Genomic DNA, 15,523 nt, shown 5'->3' on the forward strand with positions numbered 1-15,523 from the left:
AAAAAATTATCAATATCTTATTTGATCAAAATAGAAGTCTATTACTTCTACAATAGCGTTTTATATCAATACTTTGCTTAAGTTATTATTGTATGTTAGATTAAATAAAGAACCAATATTACAAAATCAAGTTGAATTCTCAAGCATAAGAAGGTACAAATAGTATTGTTTTCTGCTTCTTAATAGAATTATATCCTCATAGATTGTAAAAATTAAGGCCGTTAATTAAAAAAATTAACGGCCTTAATTTTTATTGAAGTACTCTTTGATGATTAATATAATGTTCTGTTGTTCTTTGAACTCTTGCAGGAGTAGGAACATCAGACCAATTAATACTAAATGATCCATCAATTAAATGCGAATTGGAAGCGGCATCATATTGTGAAACACTATAACTTATATCGTGACTAGATGAAGATAATAGCTCATTTAGAATACTATTGTTTAGAGAAGAAATATCAAAATTAAAACTTCGTCCCATTTCAATATCTTGTTGGCTATATAATCTGATTTCACTGATTACCTCATCTTTATTATCTCCCGTATTGTTTGATAAGGTGATTCTTCTTGTTTGGTTATCTAAAACTAAATCACTTTTTAAACCAATTTTGTCAGAAGTATTTACAGTAGTAAAGTTATCTTTTGTAATGTACTGTCTGTAGTTGTTGATAGGAGTTCCTCTTCCTGATGTTCTAACAGTAGTATTACCACCATCAAAATACTTAGTAGCTATAATAAGGTATTCAATTTCTGTATCACTATTCAGTGGTTTTCTTACCTTATAAAATTTTTCATCATCTTCATAACCAAAAGTCTCCATCGAAGATAAGAAGCCTTCTTGATCTCCTTTTATCCCAAATGTATACATATGGAAGTATTCTTGATCTATTTCGTTAAAACGAAATTCCACATACTCATCAGTGAGAGAGTTTTGTTCTATCTTCATAGTGTCACCATCTTCCATAAAGCTAAGTAAGACAGTAGCATATTTCTCACCACTAAATACGGTAACATTGTCCATAAACATATTACGGTAAGAGATTGGAACTTTTACTTTTTCATAAGTAATGTAGTTATAGTTTTCATCAGAGCTTTCAGATCTAGTATCAGCACCACTTTGATAATACCCACTGACAGAATAATCTTCAATATCTTTACTAATAGCTAAAGTGATACTTTTTTCTACTAGAGGATCTCGAAACTTAAACTCATTACTTTCTCCATTAGTATGTTTGGTTTCAATTGTAATTGAGTTATTATTTCTCTTATTATTATTGTTGTAAGGTTCCTCACTTGTATCTCCATATATCTCATCGATATAATGTTCTACTCTAACAATGTTATAAGCTTGACCTTCAAAATCTTCAGGAATTTCAATCATCACTGAATCTTCTTCAATTTCAGCACTGTTATAAATTTCAGAAATCTGATTGTTGTTCTGATCAGTAATAAAGAAGTCTAAAGAATATTCAGTTCTTCTACTATAATTATTGTCATAGTTGCGATCAGAGTATCCATTTCCTACAAATAAGGCCGGGAAGTAATTATCTACTTCAATATCAAAATTTAGAGATGCTTCGGTTTCACTAAGTCCCTCTAATGCCTCGAAAGTTGCTTTAACTTCAAGGTTGGCAGTGCCGTCTTTTATTGTCTTAGAATCAATTTCGAAAGTGATTTTTGAAGTTTCATCATTGATAACACCTTCAGAAATTTGTTTGCCCTCATGGTTAAGTACAATATTCTCTAGTGTTAAAATGTCACTTTGGTAATCACTGAATGCCACAGAAATACTATAGTCACCTCTTACATATGAATCGATAGAATCTACTGCTATAGTTGGGAGTTCATATTCAAGGTCTGGAGTTTCATCAATAATTTCCTCAACTACATCTTTAGATTCTGTACAGGCAAATATCCCTACAAAAACAGGTAGACATAAACCCGTCAAACGCTTTAAGTTCATTAAAAATTTAGTTTACTTTGATGGATAAGATTAAAAAGTTTTATCTAAATTAATCAATATTTTTTAACAAAAAAGGATAATTCACAAAACAAAAGTTAATTAACTAATGATACTAAGAACAGTTATTTTATTGGGGATTCTACTTTCTTTTTTTAGTTGTGAAGATAACAAAGTGGACGATAATATGTCTCCAGAAGAGGATGAAAACCTTTCTGAAGTACTTATAGACGAAGAATTATATCAAAATGTATTTGCTTCAAAAGTTGACTCGGCTTATATAATAGATGATACATTACATCTTATATTTTCAAATAGTGGTTGTAGTGGAGACTCTTGGGTTTTCTATGTGGTTGATGCTGGTTTAATAATGGAATCTTATCCGCCTCAGAGAAGTTTGAAGTTTGTTTTAGAGAATAGTGAACAGTGTGAGGCGTATATCACAAGAGAAACTAAAATTGATTTAAAACCGATAAAAGATGAAACATTTCCGGTTGTTTTACATTTAGATGGATGGAATAAATCTTTAATGTACGAATAACAGTATGATCATAAGACTCATCATTTTTTTAGTCATCAATTTTGGAGGCCTTGCAATTGGAGGTTTCTTTACAGGAGCGGGAGTACCCTCCGAGTGGTATACAGAACTGGCAAAAGCACCTTGGACTCCCCCAGGGTGGGTATTTGGAGCCGCATGGACAACAATCATGATTATGTTCTCCATTTACCTAATGAAATTATATGATTTGATAGATCGAAATTCCTTTCTAAGGTTGTTTTCATTACAAGTCGTATTGAATGTAGGATGGAATCCAGTATTTTTTTATTATCATAAAACTATATTCGGTTTATTGATTATCTCCTTGTTAGGCTTATTGATCTATTTTTATTTAATAAAATACATGAAGGTATTAAAATGGTGGTCGATTGGTATCCTTCCTTATGTGGTATGGATAACTATAGCGGTCTCTTTAAATGCCTATGTTGTTATCTATAACTAATGAACGAAGTAAAGAAAAAACTAATTATTCAAAGATTTGAAGGTAAAGGAGGGTGGCATTTTGTAGATGTTCCCGAGATAGAAGCTAAAAAGAACACCCACTTTGGTTGGACTACCGTTAGTGGATCTGTAGATGATATTGCTTTAGATAAGGTGAAACTGATGCCTAAGGGTAATGGCTTTCTATTTTTACCATTAAATGCTCAATTAAGGAAAAAGTTAAAGAAAGGAGAAGGAGATGAAGTCCTCATACACCTTTATCGTGATGATGCACATATTCAAAATACTTCTGAACTTGAATCCATACTATCAGAAATTTCTAAAGAAGCTCAACAATGTTTTGTTAAACTACCTAAAAGCCGGCAAAAGGACTATGTTCAATGGATTTTTGATAACCGTGATGAAAATGTACAAGTTACACGTATTAATGAGTTGATTGATCAATTACTAACTAATAATCAAAGCGTTAAATAAAATTCAAGATTTTTCATAGAGTCTATTTTTTTCTTATATTGGTATTGAACAACCATCAACTAATATCCATGATACGATCCAGTATATCACTGTCAAAAACCAATGAAGAAGATCAGACCATATATGAAGATGATTATTTCGTCTCTAGTTTGATCGAAAAAAAATGGCTTCACAAACTAATAGGGACATGGGGTAAAAAAAAGTACATTTTTAAATTTACTGTTCGCTTACATACTACGATTAATATTCTTACCGATGAATATAAAAAAGTGGGTAGTATTCGAGTTAACCTTTTAGGAAATAAAGCGGTTATAAAGATCCATGATAAAACATATTATTGGTACTCTAAAAACTTAATCAATAAGCAGTGGCTTATCAAAAACCAAGAAGAAGAGAATATTATCAATTCTGATGGTCAGTTTTTCACTAACAACCTCCCAATTAATCATAGAGGAATACTGAATTTATCTGGTCATGCAATACAACACTTTGATAATCACTATATTTACGGTTTTGTAGCTTCAGCTTTTATTTTATTAGGGACTTTACAACAACTGTTCTAATTCAATAAAATATTGTTTATTATTAACCAATTATGTTGAAATTATTTAAATAGTGCAATTTGAACGTAAGCAGTATCTTATTGCACTATTTAAATATAATGAGCTAAAAATACAGATTTCATTGAGTATTATCTTTACCTTTATTTTGTAAATACATACAATGACTAATCGCTTTGTAATCGAAAGATAAATGTGAATTTATTTATCCTACAATGAAACACTATTACTTATTATTACTGTTTATCACTAACATCAATCTATGCCTTGGAAATACTACTAATTTAGACTATCGAAATTGGTTAGGAACCGAAGGTAACATTATTCTTAGAGGTAAACTATTGGCTTCAGACGAATCGAAAGTATTTGTCGAAAAATTAACTGGAGAAATCACGACGATAACCCTTACAGATCTGTCTATCAATGACCTTGAATACATCATGGTTGAGGATAACAAAATCAAAGAGATGAATAATAGGGTGTATCAAATGTTTATTCATTCCAAATGGTTAATTGTTTTTTCTTTCCTATTGTTATTCATTTCGCTTTTGTTGATGTACCATGCACATGGTAGGTATAGGGTACTTCATAGGTCCTTTTTAAGTTTATCCGGCATGTTATTTTTCATCGCGAGTACCAGCTCCTCAGTGGATAATTTTGATACCTATTTCAACTATTACACCAGCATATCCAACCAATCAGATTTAAATAAAGAGCTTATTTCTTTATTTCCATCACAGAAAAGATTATATGCTGAACAGTTTGAAAGGGAAGAGTTGAATGAACGAATACAACTAGTCAGTTTCCGAAAACCTAGAAGAATAAGGAACGTAGGTCTCAATTTATATGGATTACCCGTTATTCTTTACACAGATAATGCCTCCCAGCTGATTCACCATCATGGACTACTTGGTTTAGACTTCCACTTACACATCGACGAAATAAACGAAGACAGATTATACGTTGATAACACTTTAAAAACGACTTTTGTCTTAGAAAACATCCACTTGTTTCCTGTACAATAAAAATCTAATCGATATTTCAATAAATTTAATTCATTATTGAACAAATCTTAGAGGGATTAGTTATTTTAATTGATCAATAAACTATCTCTCTTATGATCGGATACCGTTTCACAGAATATATACCCCCAGAAATTGATGGGGCAGATACCTTTTCAGAATTATTAAAAATATTTCTTGAGTTGATCAACATCACAGGAGGTGATGTAAGTGAGACCATGAATTGGATGAATAATCTTGATCGTCAATACAATATCACCAATAACGAATATGGGATGGGTGATTTTTATAACGATTTGAAGAATAAAGGTTACATCGAAGAAAATAATCAAGAAGGTTCTTTTACTATAACACCCAAAAGTGAACAAAGCATTAGACAAAGAGCTTTGGAAGAAATTTTTGGGAAGTTAAAGAAAGGACAAAAAGGAAATCATAAAACTAATTTTACCGGAACCCAAGGTGAGGAGATGACTTCTGACCGTAGGCCTTATCAATTTGGTGATGCGTTAGGTCAAATTTCAATGACTGATTCTATACGCAACGCCCAAATCAATCATGGTATTGATAATTTTTCTATTTACGAAGATGATTTAGAAGTAATAGAAAAAGAGCATCGTACACAAACTTCTACTGTGTTGATGATTGATATCTCTCACTCTATGATTTTGTATGGTGAAGACCGTATCACTCCAGCAAAAAAAGTGGCTATGGCACTCGCCGAGATGATCAAGCGAAAATACCGAAAAGATACTTTAGATATTATTGTTTTCGGAAATGATGCCTGGCAAATTAAAATCAAAGACTTACCCTATTTACAAGTAGGCCCTTACCACACAAATACCGTAGCTGGGTTGGAATTGGCAATGGATCTACTGAGAAGAAGAAAGACCACCAACAAGCAAATATTTATGATCACTGATGGTAAACCTTCTTGTCTTAAGGAGGCAGGCGGATATTACAAAAACAGTTTTGGGTTAGACCGTAAGATCGTGAACAAATGTCTTACATTGGCCAGTCAATGTAGAAGACTTAGAATCCCTATAACGACATTTATGATTGCTTCAGATCCTTACCTCAAGGAGTTTATTAAAGAATTTACTGAGGCGAATAATGGTAATGCCTACTATAGTGGCCTACAGGGATTAGGTGATATGATCTTTGAAGATTATGCAAGAAATAAGAAAAAGCGAATGTAATAATAATTAAGAATGAATACATACACTCAACTTTCTACACAAGAAAAACAAGCAATCACCACTCTAGGTGCACTTAAAGCAAATGGTTATACTTCAAAATCTGTAAAAGACGAATTAAGAGATAACCTTATATTAAAACTAAAAAATAAAGAAAATCCATTCCCTGAGATTTGGGGTTATGAAGATACTGTAATACCTGAATTGGAGAGAGCAGTATTATCAAAACACAACATCAATTTACTTGGGTTGAGAGGACAAGCAAAAACCAGGATTGCCAGATTAATGGTTCACCTTTTAGATGATGTCATTCCGGTGATTGAAGGGAGTGAACTAAACGACGATCCTTTTCAGCCTTTATCTTATTCTGGTAAGAAAATATTAGAAGAAAAAGGAGATGATACCCCTATTAGTTGGTGGAAAAGAGAAGATAGATATTCAGAAAAATTGGCAACTCCGGATGTTACAGTTGCTGATTTAATAGGTGATATAGATCCAATCAAAGCGGCAACAGATAAATTAAGTTATTCTGATGAGAGAGTGATTCATTACGGACTAGTACCGCGGTCTCATAGAGGACTATTTGTGATTAATGAGCTTCCAGATTTACAGCCTAGGATTCAAGTAGCTCTTTTCAACATTTTGCAAGAAGGTGATATACAAATTAGAGGTTTTCAAATTCGATTGCCTTTAGATATCCAATTTGTATTTACAGCTAACCCTGAAGATTATACTAATAGAGGTAGTATTGTAACTCCACTTAAGGATAGAATTGAATCACAAATTATTACTCATTATCCAAAAGAATTGGAGATCGGTAAAAAGATTACCAAACAGGAAGCTAAAGTACAAGAGGCACAACTTAATCAAGTATCTATAAATGACTTATCAAGGAGTCTAATTGAACAGATTGCTTTTGAAGCTAGAGAAAGTGAATTTGTTGATGAGAAAAGTGGAGTTTCTGCAAGGCTAACCATCTCAGCGATGGAAAATCTATATTCTTCAGCAGAACGAAGAATGTTGATTAATGGTGAAAATAATACCTATGTGCGTGTTTCTGATATGATAGGAACAATACCAGCCATTACGGGTAAGATAGAGTTAGTTTATGAAGGTGAGCAAGAAGGAGCAGGAGAAGTAGCCCAAAGCTTATTAAGCAAAGCAATTCGAAAGCAATTTTTAGAAAATTACCCTTCGCCTGAAAAGGTGAGAAAATCTGAAGATAATCCGTACCAATATGTTATAAACTGGTTTGGAGATGCGAATAAAGTAGATCTTTTGAATGATACTTCTTATGAAGAATATAAAAGCAAACTTGATAACGTTCCAACTTTGCGCGCTACAGTAGAAAATGCTCATAAAGGTTTATCTGAGGAAGAAATATATTACCAAATGGAATTTGTTTTACATGGATTGGCAGAATTTAGTCAACTTAGTAAACATGCTTTAGCTTCTAAAACGACATTCTCAGATTTACTTTCTGGAATGATGGACTTTTCAAGTTCTCATTTCGATGAAGAAGATGACGAGTAATTAATTATTAGAAGAAAATTATACGTAAAAGAAACACCTGTTCCGGCAAGTGTTTCTTTTTTTATTACCATTTCATGTGAATTTCACTTTTATTGCAGAAAATTATCATTCTTTAAATTTTTTTCTGTCACAAACTAACAACTTTAGTTGTTGGAGGTATTGATGAAGACTGAAAGTCAATCATTCGATCAAGTGAAAAGAGAAAAGATATAAATTTAACATGTCTACAAAGCCACATTTAGTTCATAGAATCAGAGAACAAGTTTCCAAATATAACAGCCGTGATGCTGTTCGTTACAGAGTAGCAGATGCATTATGGGAAAGTATCTCATGGACAGACTTCGGTAAGGAAATCGACTATATTTCTAGAGCGTTATTAAAAAACGGTATAGGAGTTCAAGATAAAGTGGGTATTTATGCTCAAAACATGCCAAATTGGACTGTTGCAGATTTTGCTTCACAACAAATTAGAGCAGTGAGTGTATCTATTTATGCTACGAATACTGCACATCAGGCAGAATATATTATCAATGATGCTGAGATTAAAGTATTGTTTGTTGGTGATCAAGAACAATATGACAATGCTATCGAAGTTTTTGATAACTGCCCTTCGTTGAAGTATGTTGTTGCAATGAAAGAAACAACACATTTACGCCATCACAAAGGTGGTATTTTGTGGAGTGATTTTATTGAAACAGGTACTCAAGATGAGCAAGTGGAATTAGAAAAAAGAGTTGCTGAAGCTTCATTCGATGATTTAGCTACTTTAATCTATACATCGGGTACTACTGGAGAACCAAAGGGAGTAATGTTAGATTACAACAATATGGTTTCTCAATTTAATGCACATACTGATTTAGTGTCTTTCACAGACAAGGATGTTAACCTTAGTTTCCTTCCTTTATCTCATGTTTTTGAAAGAGCATGGTCCACGTATGTTTTCTGGCAAGGTGGTGTAAACTGTTACCTTGAAGATACTAAGTTAATCAAAGAAGCTTTGGTAGAAGTAAGGCCACAAGTAATGTGTGCTGTACCAAGATTCTATGAAAAGATTTATTCTGCTATTCATGAAAAAGTAGCAAAGGCTTCACCAAGTAAGCAAAAACTTTTCCATTGGGCTGTTGGTATGGGTCGTAAGGCTTTTGATGCTAAACAAGCGGGTGAAACTTTAGGTGCTTTTGATAAGATGAAGTTTAATCTTGCCACTAAATTAGTGTTGAGTAAGTTCCAAAAATTAATGGGCGGTAATATCAAGTTTATGCCTGCAGGTGGAGCAAAGCTTGATCCAGAGATTGGTCAATTCTTCCATTCGATTGGTATTCCTGTAATTTTAGGTTACGGTTTAACGGAAACTACTGCCACAGTATCTGCTTGGCATATTTACAGTAAGTTTGAAGTAGGAACAATTGGATCTGCAATGCCTGGCTGTGAGATTAAACTAGGGGAAAACGACGAAATCTTAGTTAAATCAGATGTTGTGATGAAAGGATATTACAATAAACCTGAGGAAACGGCAAAGGTATTTACAGAAGATGGTTTCTTTAAAACTGGAGATAAAGGAGCATTTGATGAGTATGGTAATCTATTAATTACTGACCGTATTAAGGAGTTGATGAAAACTTCAAACGGTAAGTATATTGCCCCTCAACTTGTTGAAGGAAAGATTGGTAAAGATCATTTTGTAGAGCAAATTGCAGTGATTGCAGATGCGAGAAACTTTGTTTCAGCGTTAATTGTACCTTCTTTTGAAATATTAGAAGAGTATGCGAATGAGCATAACATTAGCTTTAATAATAAGCTAGAGTTAATCTCAAATAATGAAATCATTCGTATGTATACTGCTAGAATCGAAAAATTACAACACGATTTAGCTAATTTTGAAAAGGTGAAAAAATTCACTCTACTTCCAAGTGAATTCTCACAAGAGAAAGGGGAGATGACACCGACTTTAAAATTAAAGCGTAAGACAATCGATGCAAATTATAAGAATGAAATTGAAGAAATGTATTCAACAAAACATTAATATCAATTTCATTCATCAATAAAAAATCCCTCATGATTCTATAAGTTTTCATGAGGGATTTTTTTAGTGTTTATTTTTTTGATCAAGTTTAATTCCTGCTTTAATCTCTGTATTTAGGAAATTCTCTTTTGGAGGAATAGGACAAGCATATCCATCAGAATAAGCACAATATGGATTATAAGCCTTATTAAAGTCTACAATGATCGTTTTGCCTTCAGGAATACTACATTCTAGATATCTTCCTGCTCCATAAGTGGTAAAACCATTTGTTTTATCCATGAAGGGTAAGAAAAGGTAATCTTTATATTCTTCCATTGCTCTCAAACGATGACTTTGGAATACAGTCAGTTTATATTTCTTTCCTTGCAAGGTAAAAGTCAATTCTCCATACTTTTCGTAGGTAGGTTTACTTTTAGAAGATGTTTTCATCTTAAAGGGTTTACCTTTTACCCTTTTAAATTTAGCTTCTACTTTGTAGGTAGAATCAATAGGAAAAAACTCATGCTCTTTGAAAGCCAATCGATCCTTCTCACTTAAAGGAGTCTCACCTTTTGTTCTATATTCTGTGTTTAATTCTTCTTGGTATTCTTCAATCTCTTTGTAATAGTCTTGAGCAAAACAATGAGCATTAAAGAGTAAGAATAATAGTAATGATACAACCTTTTTCATTAGATATTCATTTAGTTTATTTTTTTAAAATAATATGATTTACACCACAAAAGCTATATTTTTATATAATAGAATTAATAAAGAAACTTAGTCCGTTGACTATCATAACTTAAGAACTCATTATCTTATCTGCCTTTCAAAAAATTATGCTTAAAAAATGTCTTTTAGTTATAGGAATAATGCTGTCTGTACAATTCACATATGGACAGGAAGAGACATATTCAGACTCATTACAGGAACACAATTTTGTAGATAAAGTAATTGATGTTATTACTTACCATGGAGAAAATGTGAACATAGTTACATACCCAATGGCAGGGTTTAGTGAACAGGAAGGATTCTCTGCTGGTCTTATGCCTGTATTTACTTTTAAAGAAAAGAATCCTGAGAAGAGGCAAAATACAAGGTTTAACAGACCAACCACTTTTATTCCTTCAATATTAGTTTCGACCAAAGGATTATTTAATGTAGATGCTAGTCTAATCATGTTTGGCTTAGGTAAATGGAACATGTACTTCACTGGTGTCTATCAATATGTACCGAATGTATACTATGGTATAAATGAAGCAGTACCTTCTGATACAGTCAATTATTTTAATAGAAGGTTCTCCAGTTTTGGTGAAGTGCAATATGAGATATCTGACACCTTCTTTTTTGGAGCAAGATATGATATCCAATATAATGAAATAACGGATGTGGAAGACACTTATTTAAATGCCACTGTTGAAGGGTATAATGGTGGGTTCAGTATGGGAATTGGACCAGAAATAAGAGTAGATACCAGAGATAATATCGTTTATCCAACAAAAGGTGGATTACTTGCAATTGCTTTTACACCCTATCTTTCATTTACAGGGAATGATTATAACTTTTGGTACTTTTTTACGGAGTTTAGTCAATTCTTCAGTATAAAAAATAATAAGAATGTGATTGGAGTTTTTGCTGCCTTTCATATGTTAGATGGTGATATTCCATTTTACTACCTTAATACCTTAGGAGGTTCTAAGCGAATGAGAAGTATTGCTCAGCCTAACCGATTTATTGATAAAAACTATTATATGGCTCAAGTAGAATATCGTCGACATTTGTTTTGGCGTTTAGGAGTTGTCGGTTTTGCAGGAGTGGGTAATGTTTATGGTAGTAATGGCACCAATGCCTTTGAAAATGTAAAATATACAGTAGGTGCCGGTATCCGTTTCCAATTAGTTGAAGACATGAAACTGAATTTTAGAATAGATTACGGTTTTGGTAATTATGACCAACAAGGTTTATGGTTAACTACTAGAGAAGCATTTTAGTAACTGTCTATATCATCACCATGATATAGACAGTTATTTCTATTATTCATAAAACAGGACTATAATAGTTAATACTATCCCACCTGCAGTATAATATAGTCCTTTCTTAAAGATCTTTGTTTTTGGTGTGAACATGAAAAATGTTGAGACCACAAAGAAAAGTAAGGATACGCCAAAAAAGATGTTTAAGAAGTATAAAGGTGACTTAGATGTAGCTTTGTGCATGTGTGTCATCTTATCTATAAAGAAGGGTAATTTCTTGGATGAATATTTAGCCTCTCCGGTAGATGCATTATAAGTACCATTCCTAAAGTACATAATATCACCTTCCTGTTTTTCCACTTTAAGTCGACGAATCGATAAGGCTTTCCCTAATTCCTCTTTCTTAAGTTGAGGAGCTACAGTTTTTTCATATTGAATTTCTCTTTTAAGAAAATCAGTATCTCTGAAAATGAGAATCACACCGCTTAGTGCATAGACAGCCATAATACCTGCAAGAAAAAAACCAAGGTAGCGATGAATAATTCTCATCCACTTTGATGTATTATTTTTCATGATAATTGATAGAAGTTGAATTGAATAAGTTTAGTATTGAATAAACATCAAATATATCAAAATGAATCTCAATTTTAGAGTACCAGAATTGATTTCTATTTGATTCAAGATTAATTCAGCTAACTTTATCGATAGAATTTTGAAATGAATAAGAAGAGGTGGATAAAAAAGTAAATCTAAAGTCATTATCAAACGACTTAAATATATCAGTAGGAACAATCTCAAGAGTTTTAAACGGTAAGGCAAAAGAGTATAGAATTAGTGAAAAGACGATCAAAATCGTTACTGAATATGCTGAGAAAATGGGTTATCAACCCAATAGAGTTGCCCAAAGTTTAAGGGTATCCAAGACTTTTACTGTTGGTTTATTAGTCCCCGATATTGCCAATCCATTCTTCAGTACCATGGCTAAATTCATTGAAAAACAAGCCTCAGCCCTAGATTATTCTATTCTCTTGATGGATTCAGATGAAGATTTCGAAAAAGAGAAAAAAGCAATTGATCAATTAAAATCTAGAAATGTTGACGGAATCATTCTTTGCCCTACAAGCGACGATATTTCTTATTATGAAAAGATTGTTGACAAACCTTGTCCTATAGTTTTTATTGATAGATATCTGAATACAAGTAAAATACCTTTTATTACATCAGATAATTATGGAGGGACTTTTATTGCTACTCAATACCTGATTAATAAAGGGCATAGAAATATTACTCTCTTACAAGGAAAACAAAGTGAACCCATTAAGATGAGAGTGAGAGGATTCTTGGATGCTTTAAAAAAGAATAATCTCTCAGAAGCTCAGGAAAACATTACTGGACATTCTTTTGATATCGAGGAAGCTTCCAAAACATTCATAGATTTATGGGAGAGGAACCCGACTTTCACTGCCGTAATAGCCTTAAGTAATACAATTGGTTTGGGTGTATTAAAGGCTGCTAAGTCATTACAATTAGATATTCCGGAAGATATATCACTCATTGTATTTGATGAACATGAATATTCAGATTTTATCAACCCAGCGCTAACAACTGTCAAACAGGATAAAGAAAGTATGGGTAAATCAGCCTTTGAAATGTTATATAAATTAATTCAAGAGGAAGATCAGCCAGATAATGATTTTATTATGACGACCTTAGTTGAAAGGAAAAGTGTTAAAAAACTTTTTATTTAGTGTAAATGTGACAACTAATTTTCCTTTTCAACTTGTTCTATTTATAATTGTAGCACAAACGATTGTACAAGACGCTTTTTTTACTAATGCGTCTTCTTTTTATATCAACAGAACAAACGATTGTGCAAGTATTTGAAGTTTGAAATGAAAAAGAAAATTATTGTAATAGGTAGTTCTAATACGGATCTTGTTGTTCGAAGCAATAGATTACCAAAAGCAGGTGAAACAATTATTGGGTCACAATTTTTCCAAAATCAGGGAGGAAAAGGAGCAAACCAAGCCGTTGCTTGTGCCAAGTTAGGAGGAGAAACCACATTTATTGCTTGTGTAGGTAAAGATGATTTTGGTAAAGTGGCCAAGGAATCTTACAAAAAAGTAGGAATCAATACGGATTATATATCTTCATCTGATCAACCTACTGGAGTAGCGATGATTAATGTAGATGATCATGGAGAAAATTGTATTGTGGTGGTTCCTGGTGCGAACAATGACTTAGATATCGATCGTATTGATAAAGTAAGTCATCTTTTTAGTAAAGACACCATTGTTTTACTTCAACTAGAAGTACCTATCAAAACCATTGAACACAGTATTGAAGTGGCTCATCAGAAAGGTGCGATGGTTATAGTAAACCCGGCACCTGCTCAAACATTAAGTGACGAGGTTTTATCAAAAGTAAATTATATCACCCCAAATGAGACTGAATTGACTCTTTTAACTGGAGTAGAAATTAATAACGAAGAAGGATTAAAGGAAGCAGTTGAGAAATTACATCAAAAAGGGATTGAAAATGTGATTGTTACACTCGGTAGTAAAGGGTGTTATGTGTCATCAAAAGAGTTGAAAGGCTATTACGAAGCACAAAAAGTAAAAGCGGTAGATACCACAGCTGCAGGAGATGTCTTTAACGGTGCTTTCACAGCACACCTTGCAGATAATTATCCTTTGTCAGCTTGTATTGAATTTGGAACAAGAGCAGCAACATTTTCAGTAACGATAGCAGGTGCTCAAGCATCTATTCCATCACTAGAAGAACTTAATAATTAATATCATGTTTATAGTTGAAAGTTACTCTTTAGCAGTAATGCTATGTTTCGTGAACATGATATGCTGGGGATCGTGGGCGAATACTCAAAAGCTAGCTTCCCAAAAATGGAGCTTCCAATTGTATTATTGGGATTATTCAATTGGAGTTATCCTCTTGTCTTTATTAATGGCTTTTACTTTAGGTTCAAGTGGAGAATTAGGGAGAGGATTTATTGATGATATAACTCAAGCTGAATCTGCTGCTTTATTCAATGCATTCTTAGGAGGCGTTATTTTTAATATTGCCAACTTGTTATTAGTTATCGCCATTGATATTACAGGAATGGCAGTGGCTTTTCCTGTAGGAATTGGCCTTGCCCTAGTAATAGGTGTAATCGATAATTATCTAAAAGATCCAAGTGCCAACCAATACCTTATTTTTATAGGTGTTGTACTGATTATCACTGCAATTATTCTTAATGCATTGGCATATAGTAAATTACCGAATAAACAAAGTGGTAGTAAAAAAGGGATCATTATCGCTTTAATAGCTGGGGTTTCTATGGGCTTCTTCTATGGTTTTGTTGCGGAATCGATGAGCCTAAACTTTGAACAGCCTGAAGCAGGAAAACTGACTCCATATTCGGCGCTATTTATTTTCTCTATTGGATTGTTTATCTCAAACTTCGTGTTTAATACGATAAATATGTATCAACCAATTTCAGGAGAGAAAACTTCTTACAAAGAGTACTTTTCAATGGGAACACCAAAGTTACACTTTATAGGCATTCTTGGAGGTATGATATGGGGTTTAGGCATGGGATTAAACATTTTAGCTTCCGAAAAAGCAAGCCCTGCAGTATCTTATGGATTAGGGCAGGGAGCTACCATGGTGGCCGCGTTTTGGGGTGTCTATATTTGGAAGGAATTTAAAACTGCACCAAAAGGAACAAATAAAATATTAAATCTAATGTTTCTGCTTTTTATAGTAGGATTAGGCTTGATTGTGTATTCAAAACTATAACCAATAAATAA

15 protein-coding genes are annotated in these 15,523 nt (G+C 32.9%); 12 read left to right on the forward strand and 3 right to left on the reverse strand.

Annotated features, from left to right (window positions below; genetic code table 11):
* Positions 1-250: 250 nt before the first annotated feature.
* Positions 251-1,963: a hypothetical protein gene (locus tag QL232_RS17935; protein ID WP_281615198.1), complete on the reverse strand. Its 1,713-nt coding sequence runs from the start codon at positions 1,961-1,963 to the stop codon at positions 251-253.
* Between the two features lie 106 nt (positions 1,964-2,069).
* On the opposite strand from QL232_RS17935, the gene QL232_RS17940 reads away from it, so the two are divergent.
* From QL232_RS17940 to QL232_RS17975, 8 genes are all read left to right on the forward strand, one after another.
* A complete protein-coding gene (locus QL232_RS17940) occupies positions 2,070-2,501 on the forward strand; it encodes a hypothetical protein (protein WP_281615199.1) in 432 nt (143 codons plus the stop codon).
* Positions 2,502-2,505: 4 nt separating this feature from the next.
* The gene (locus tag QL232_RS17945; RefSeq protein ID WP_281615200.1) at positions 2,506-2,961 is read left to right on the forward strand and encodes a TspO/MBR family protein; all 456 of its coding nucleotides are present in this window, start codon (positions 2,506-2,508) and stop codon (positions 2,959-2,961) included.
* Positions 2,961-3,434, forward strand: coding sequence for a YdeI/OmpD-associated family protein (locus QL232_RS17950; RefSeq protein WP_281615201.1), 474 nt, complete (start codon positions 2,961-2,963; stop codon positions 3,432-3,434). The genes QL232_RS17945 and QL232_RS17950 overlap by 1 nt, the downstream gene beginning before the upstream one ends.
* 68 nt (positions 3,435-3,502) lie before the next feature.
* Positions 3,503-3,997: a hypothetical protein gene (locus QL232_RS17955; protein ID WP_168884406.1), complete on the forward strand. Its 495-nt coding sequence runs from the start codon at positions 3,503-3,505 to the stop codon at positions 3,995-3,997.
* A gap of 212 nt (positions 3,998-4,209) precedes the next feature.
* Positions 4,210-5,019 carry a hypothetical protein gene (locus QL232_RS17960; RefSeq protein WP_281615202.1) on the forward strand — a complete coding sequence of 270 codons (810 nt, stop codon included), beginning with the start codon at positions 4,210-4,212 and terminating at the stop codon, positions 5,017-5,019.
* 92 nt (positions 5,020-5,111) lie between these two features.
* Positions 5,112-6,212: a VWA domain-containing protein gene (locus tag QL232_RS17965; RefSeq protein WP_281615203.1), complete on the forward strand. Its 1,101-nt coding sequence runs from the start codon at positions 5,112-5,114 to the stop codon at positions 6,210-6,212.
* A 12-nt stretch (positions 6,213-6,224) separates the two neighbouring features.
* Positions 6,225-7,742, forward strand: coding sequence for a sigma 54-interacting transcriptional regulator (locus tag QL232_RS17970; protein ID WP_281615204.1), 1,518 nt, complete (start codon positions 6,225-6,227; stop codon positions 7,740-7,742).
* Between the two features lie 220 nt (positions 7,743-7,962).
* Complete coding sequence (locus QL232_RS17975; RefSeq protein ID WP_281615205.1) at positions 7,963-9,765, forward strand: long-chain fatty acid--CoA ligase; 1,803 nt, start codon at positions 7,963-7,965, stop codon at positions 9,763-9,765.
* A gap of 63 nt (positions 9,766-9,828) precedes the next feature.
* On the opposite strand, the gene QL232_RS17980 is transcribed toward QL232_RS17975, so the two are convergent.
* Positions 9,829-10,434, reverse strand: coding sequence for a DUF1684 domain-containing protein (locus QL232_RS17980; protein ID WP_281615206.1), 606 nt, complete (start codon positions 10,432-10,434; stop codon positions 9,829-9,831).
* Positions 10,435-10,613: 179 nt separating this feature from the next.
* Here QL232_RS17980 and QL232_RS17985 point away from each other — a divergent pair, with 179 nt between their 5' ends.
* Positions 10,614-11,732 carry a BamA/TamA family outer membrane protein gene (locus QL232_RS17985; RefSeq protein ID WP_281615207.1) on the forward strand — a complete coding sequence of 373 codons (1,119 nt, stop codon included), beginning with the start codon at positions 10,614-10,616 and terminating at the stop codon, positions 11,730-11,732.
* A 42-nt stretch (positions 11,733-11,774) separates the two neighbouring features.
* Here QL232_RS17985 and QL232_RS17990 read toward each other — a convergent pair whose 3' ends face one another.
* On the reverse strand, positions 11,775-12,287 hold the full coding sequence (locus QL232_RS17990; RefSeq protein WP_281615208.1) for a PepSY domain-containing protein: 513 nt from the start codon (positions 12,285-12,287) through the stop codon (positions 11,775-11,777).
* Between the two features lie 158 nt (positions 12,288-12,445).
* Here QL232_RS17990 and QL232_RS17995 point away from each other — a divergent pair, with 158 nt between their 5' ends.
* The 3 genes from QL232_RS17995 to QL232_RS18005 all read left to right on the forward strand — a co-directional run bounded on the left by QL232_RS17995 (position 12,446) and on the right by QL232_RS18005 (position 15,512).
* A complete protein-coding gene (locus QL232_RS17995) occupies positions 12,446-13,462 on the forward strand; it encodes a LacI family DNA-binding transcriptional regulator (RefSeq protein WP_281615209.1) in 1,017 nt (338 codons plus the stop codon).
* 144 nt (positions 13,463-13,606) lie between these two features.
* Entirely contained in the window at positions 13,607-14,509 is a 903-nt protein-coding gene (gene rbsK, locus QL232_RS18000; protein WP_281615210.1) for a ribokinase, read from the forward strand.
* Positions 14,510-14,513: 4 nt separating this feature from the next.
* The gene (locus tag QL232_RS18005) at positions 14,514-15,512 is read left to right on the forward strand and encodes a GRP family sugar transporter (RefSeq protein ID WP_281615211.1); all 999 of its coding nucleotides are present in this window, start codon (positions 14,514-14,516) and stop codon (positions 15,510-15,512) included.
* Positions 15,513-15,523 lie beyond the last annotated feature (11 nt).

It is taken from the genome of Flammeovirga sp. SubArs3, assembly GCF_947387565.1.
Taxonomy (GTDB): domain Bacteria; phylum Bacteroidota; class Bacteroidia; order Cytophagales; family Flammeovirgaceae; genus Flammeovirga; species Flammeovirga agarivorans.

What these genes read in the sequence shown, in the direction of transcription:
- QL232_RS17935 (WP_281615198.1), bottom strand. Translation starts at nt 1,963, where the DNA reads ATGAACTTAAAGCGTTTGACGGGTTTATGTCTACCTGTTTTTGTAGGG.
- QL232_RS17940 (WP_281615199.1), top strand. Translation starts at nt 2,070, where the DNA reads ATGATACTAAGAACAGTTATTTTATTGGGGATTCTACTTTCTTTTTTT.
- QL232_RS17945 (WP_281615200.1), top strand. Translation starts at nt 2,506, where the DNA reads ATGATCATAAGACTCATCATTTTTTTAGTCATCAATTTTGGAGGCCTT.
- QL232_RS17950 (WP_281615201.1), top strand. Translation starts at nt 2,961, where the DNA reads ATGAACGAAGTAAAGAAAAAACTAATTATTCAAAGATTTGAAGGTAAA.
- QL232_RS17955 (WP_168884406.1), top strand. Translation starts at nt 3,503, where the DNA reads ATGATACGATCCAGTATATCACTGTCAAAAACCAATGAAGAAGATCAG.
- QL232_RS17960 (WP_281615202.1), top strand. Translation starts at nt 4,210, where the DNA reads ATGAAACACTATTACTTATTATTACTGTTTATCACTAACATCAATCTA.
- QL232_RS17965 (WP_281615203.1), top strand. Translation starts at nt 5,112, where the DNA reads ATGATCGGATACCGTTTCACAGAATATATACCCCCAGAAATTGATGGG.
- QL232_RS17970 (WP_281615204.1), top strand. Translation starts at nt 6,225, where the DNA reads ATGAATACATACACTCAACTTTCTACACAAGAAAAACAAGCAATCACC.
- QL232_RS17975 (WP_281615205.1), top strand. Translation starts at nt 7,963, where the DNA reads ATGTCTACAAAGCCACATTTAGTTCATAGAATCAGAGAACAAGTTTCC.
- QL232_RS17980 (WP_281615206.1), bottom strand. Translation starts at nt 10,434, where the DNA reads ATGAAAAAGGTTGTATCATTACTATTATTCTTACTCTTTAATGCTCAT.
- QL232_RS17985 (WP_281615207.1), top strand. Translation starts at nt 10,614, where the DNA reads ATGCTGTCTGTACAATTCACATATGGACAGGAAGAGACATATTCAGAC.
- QL232_RS17990 (WP_281615208.1), bottom strand. Translation starts at nt 12,287, where the DNA reads ATGAAAAATAATACATCAAAGTGGATGAGAATTATTCATCGCTACCTT.
- rbsK (WP_281615210.1), top strand. Translation starts at nt 13,607, where the DNA reads ATGAAAAAGAAAATTATTGTAATAGGTAGTTCTAATACGGATCTTGTT.
- QL232_RS18005 (WP_281615211.1), top strand. Translation starts at nt 14,514, where the DNA reads ATGTTTATAGTTGAAAGTTACTCTTTAGCAGTAATGCTATGTTTCGTG.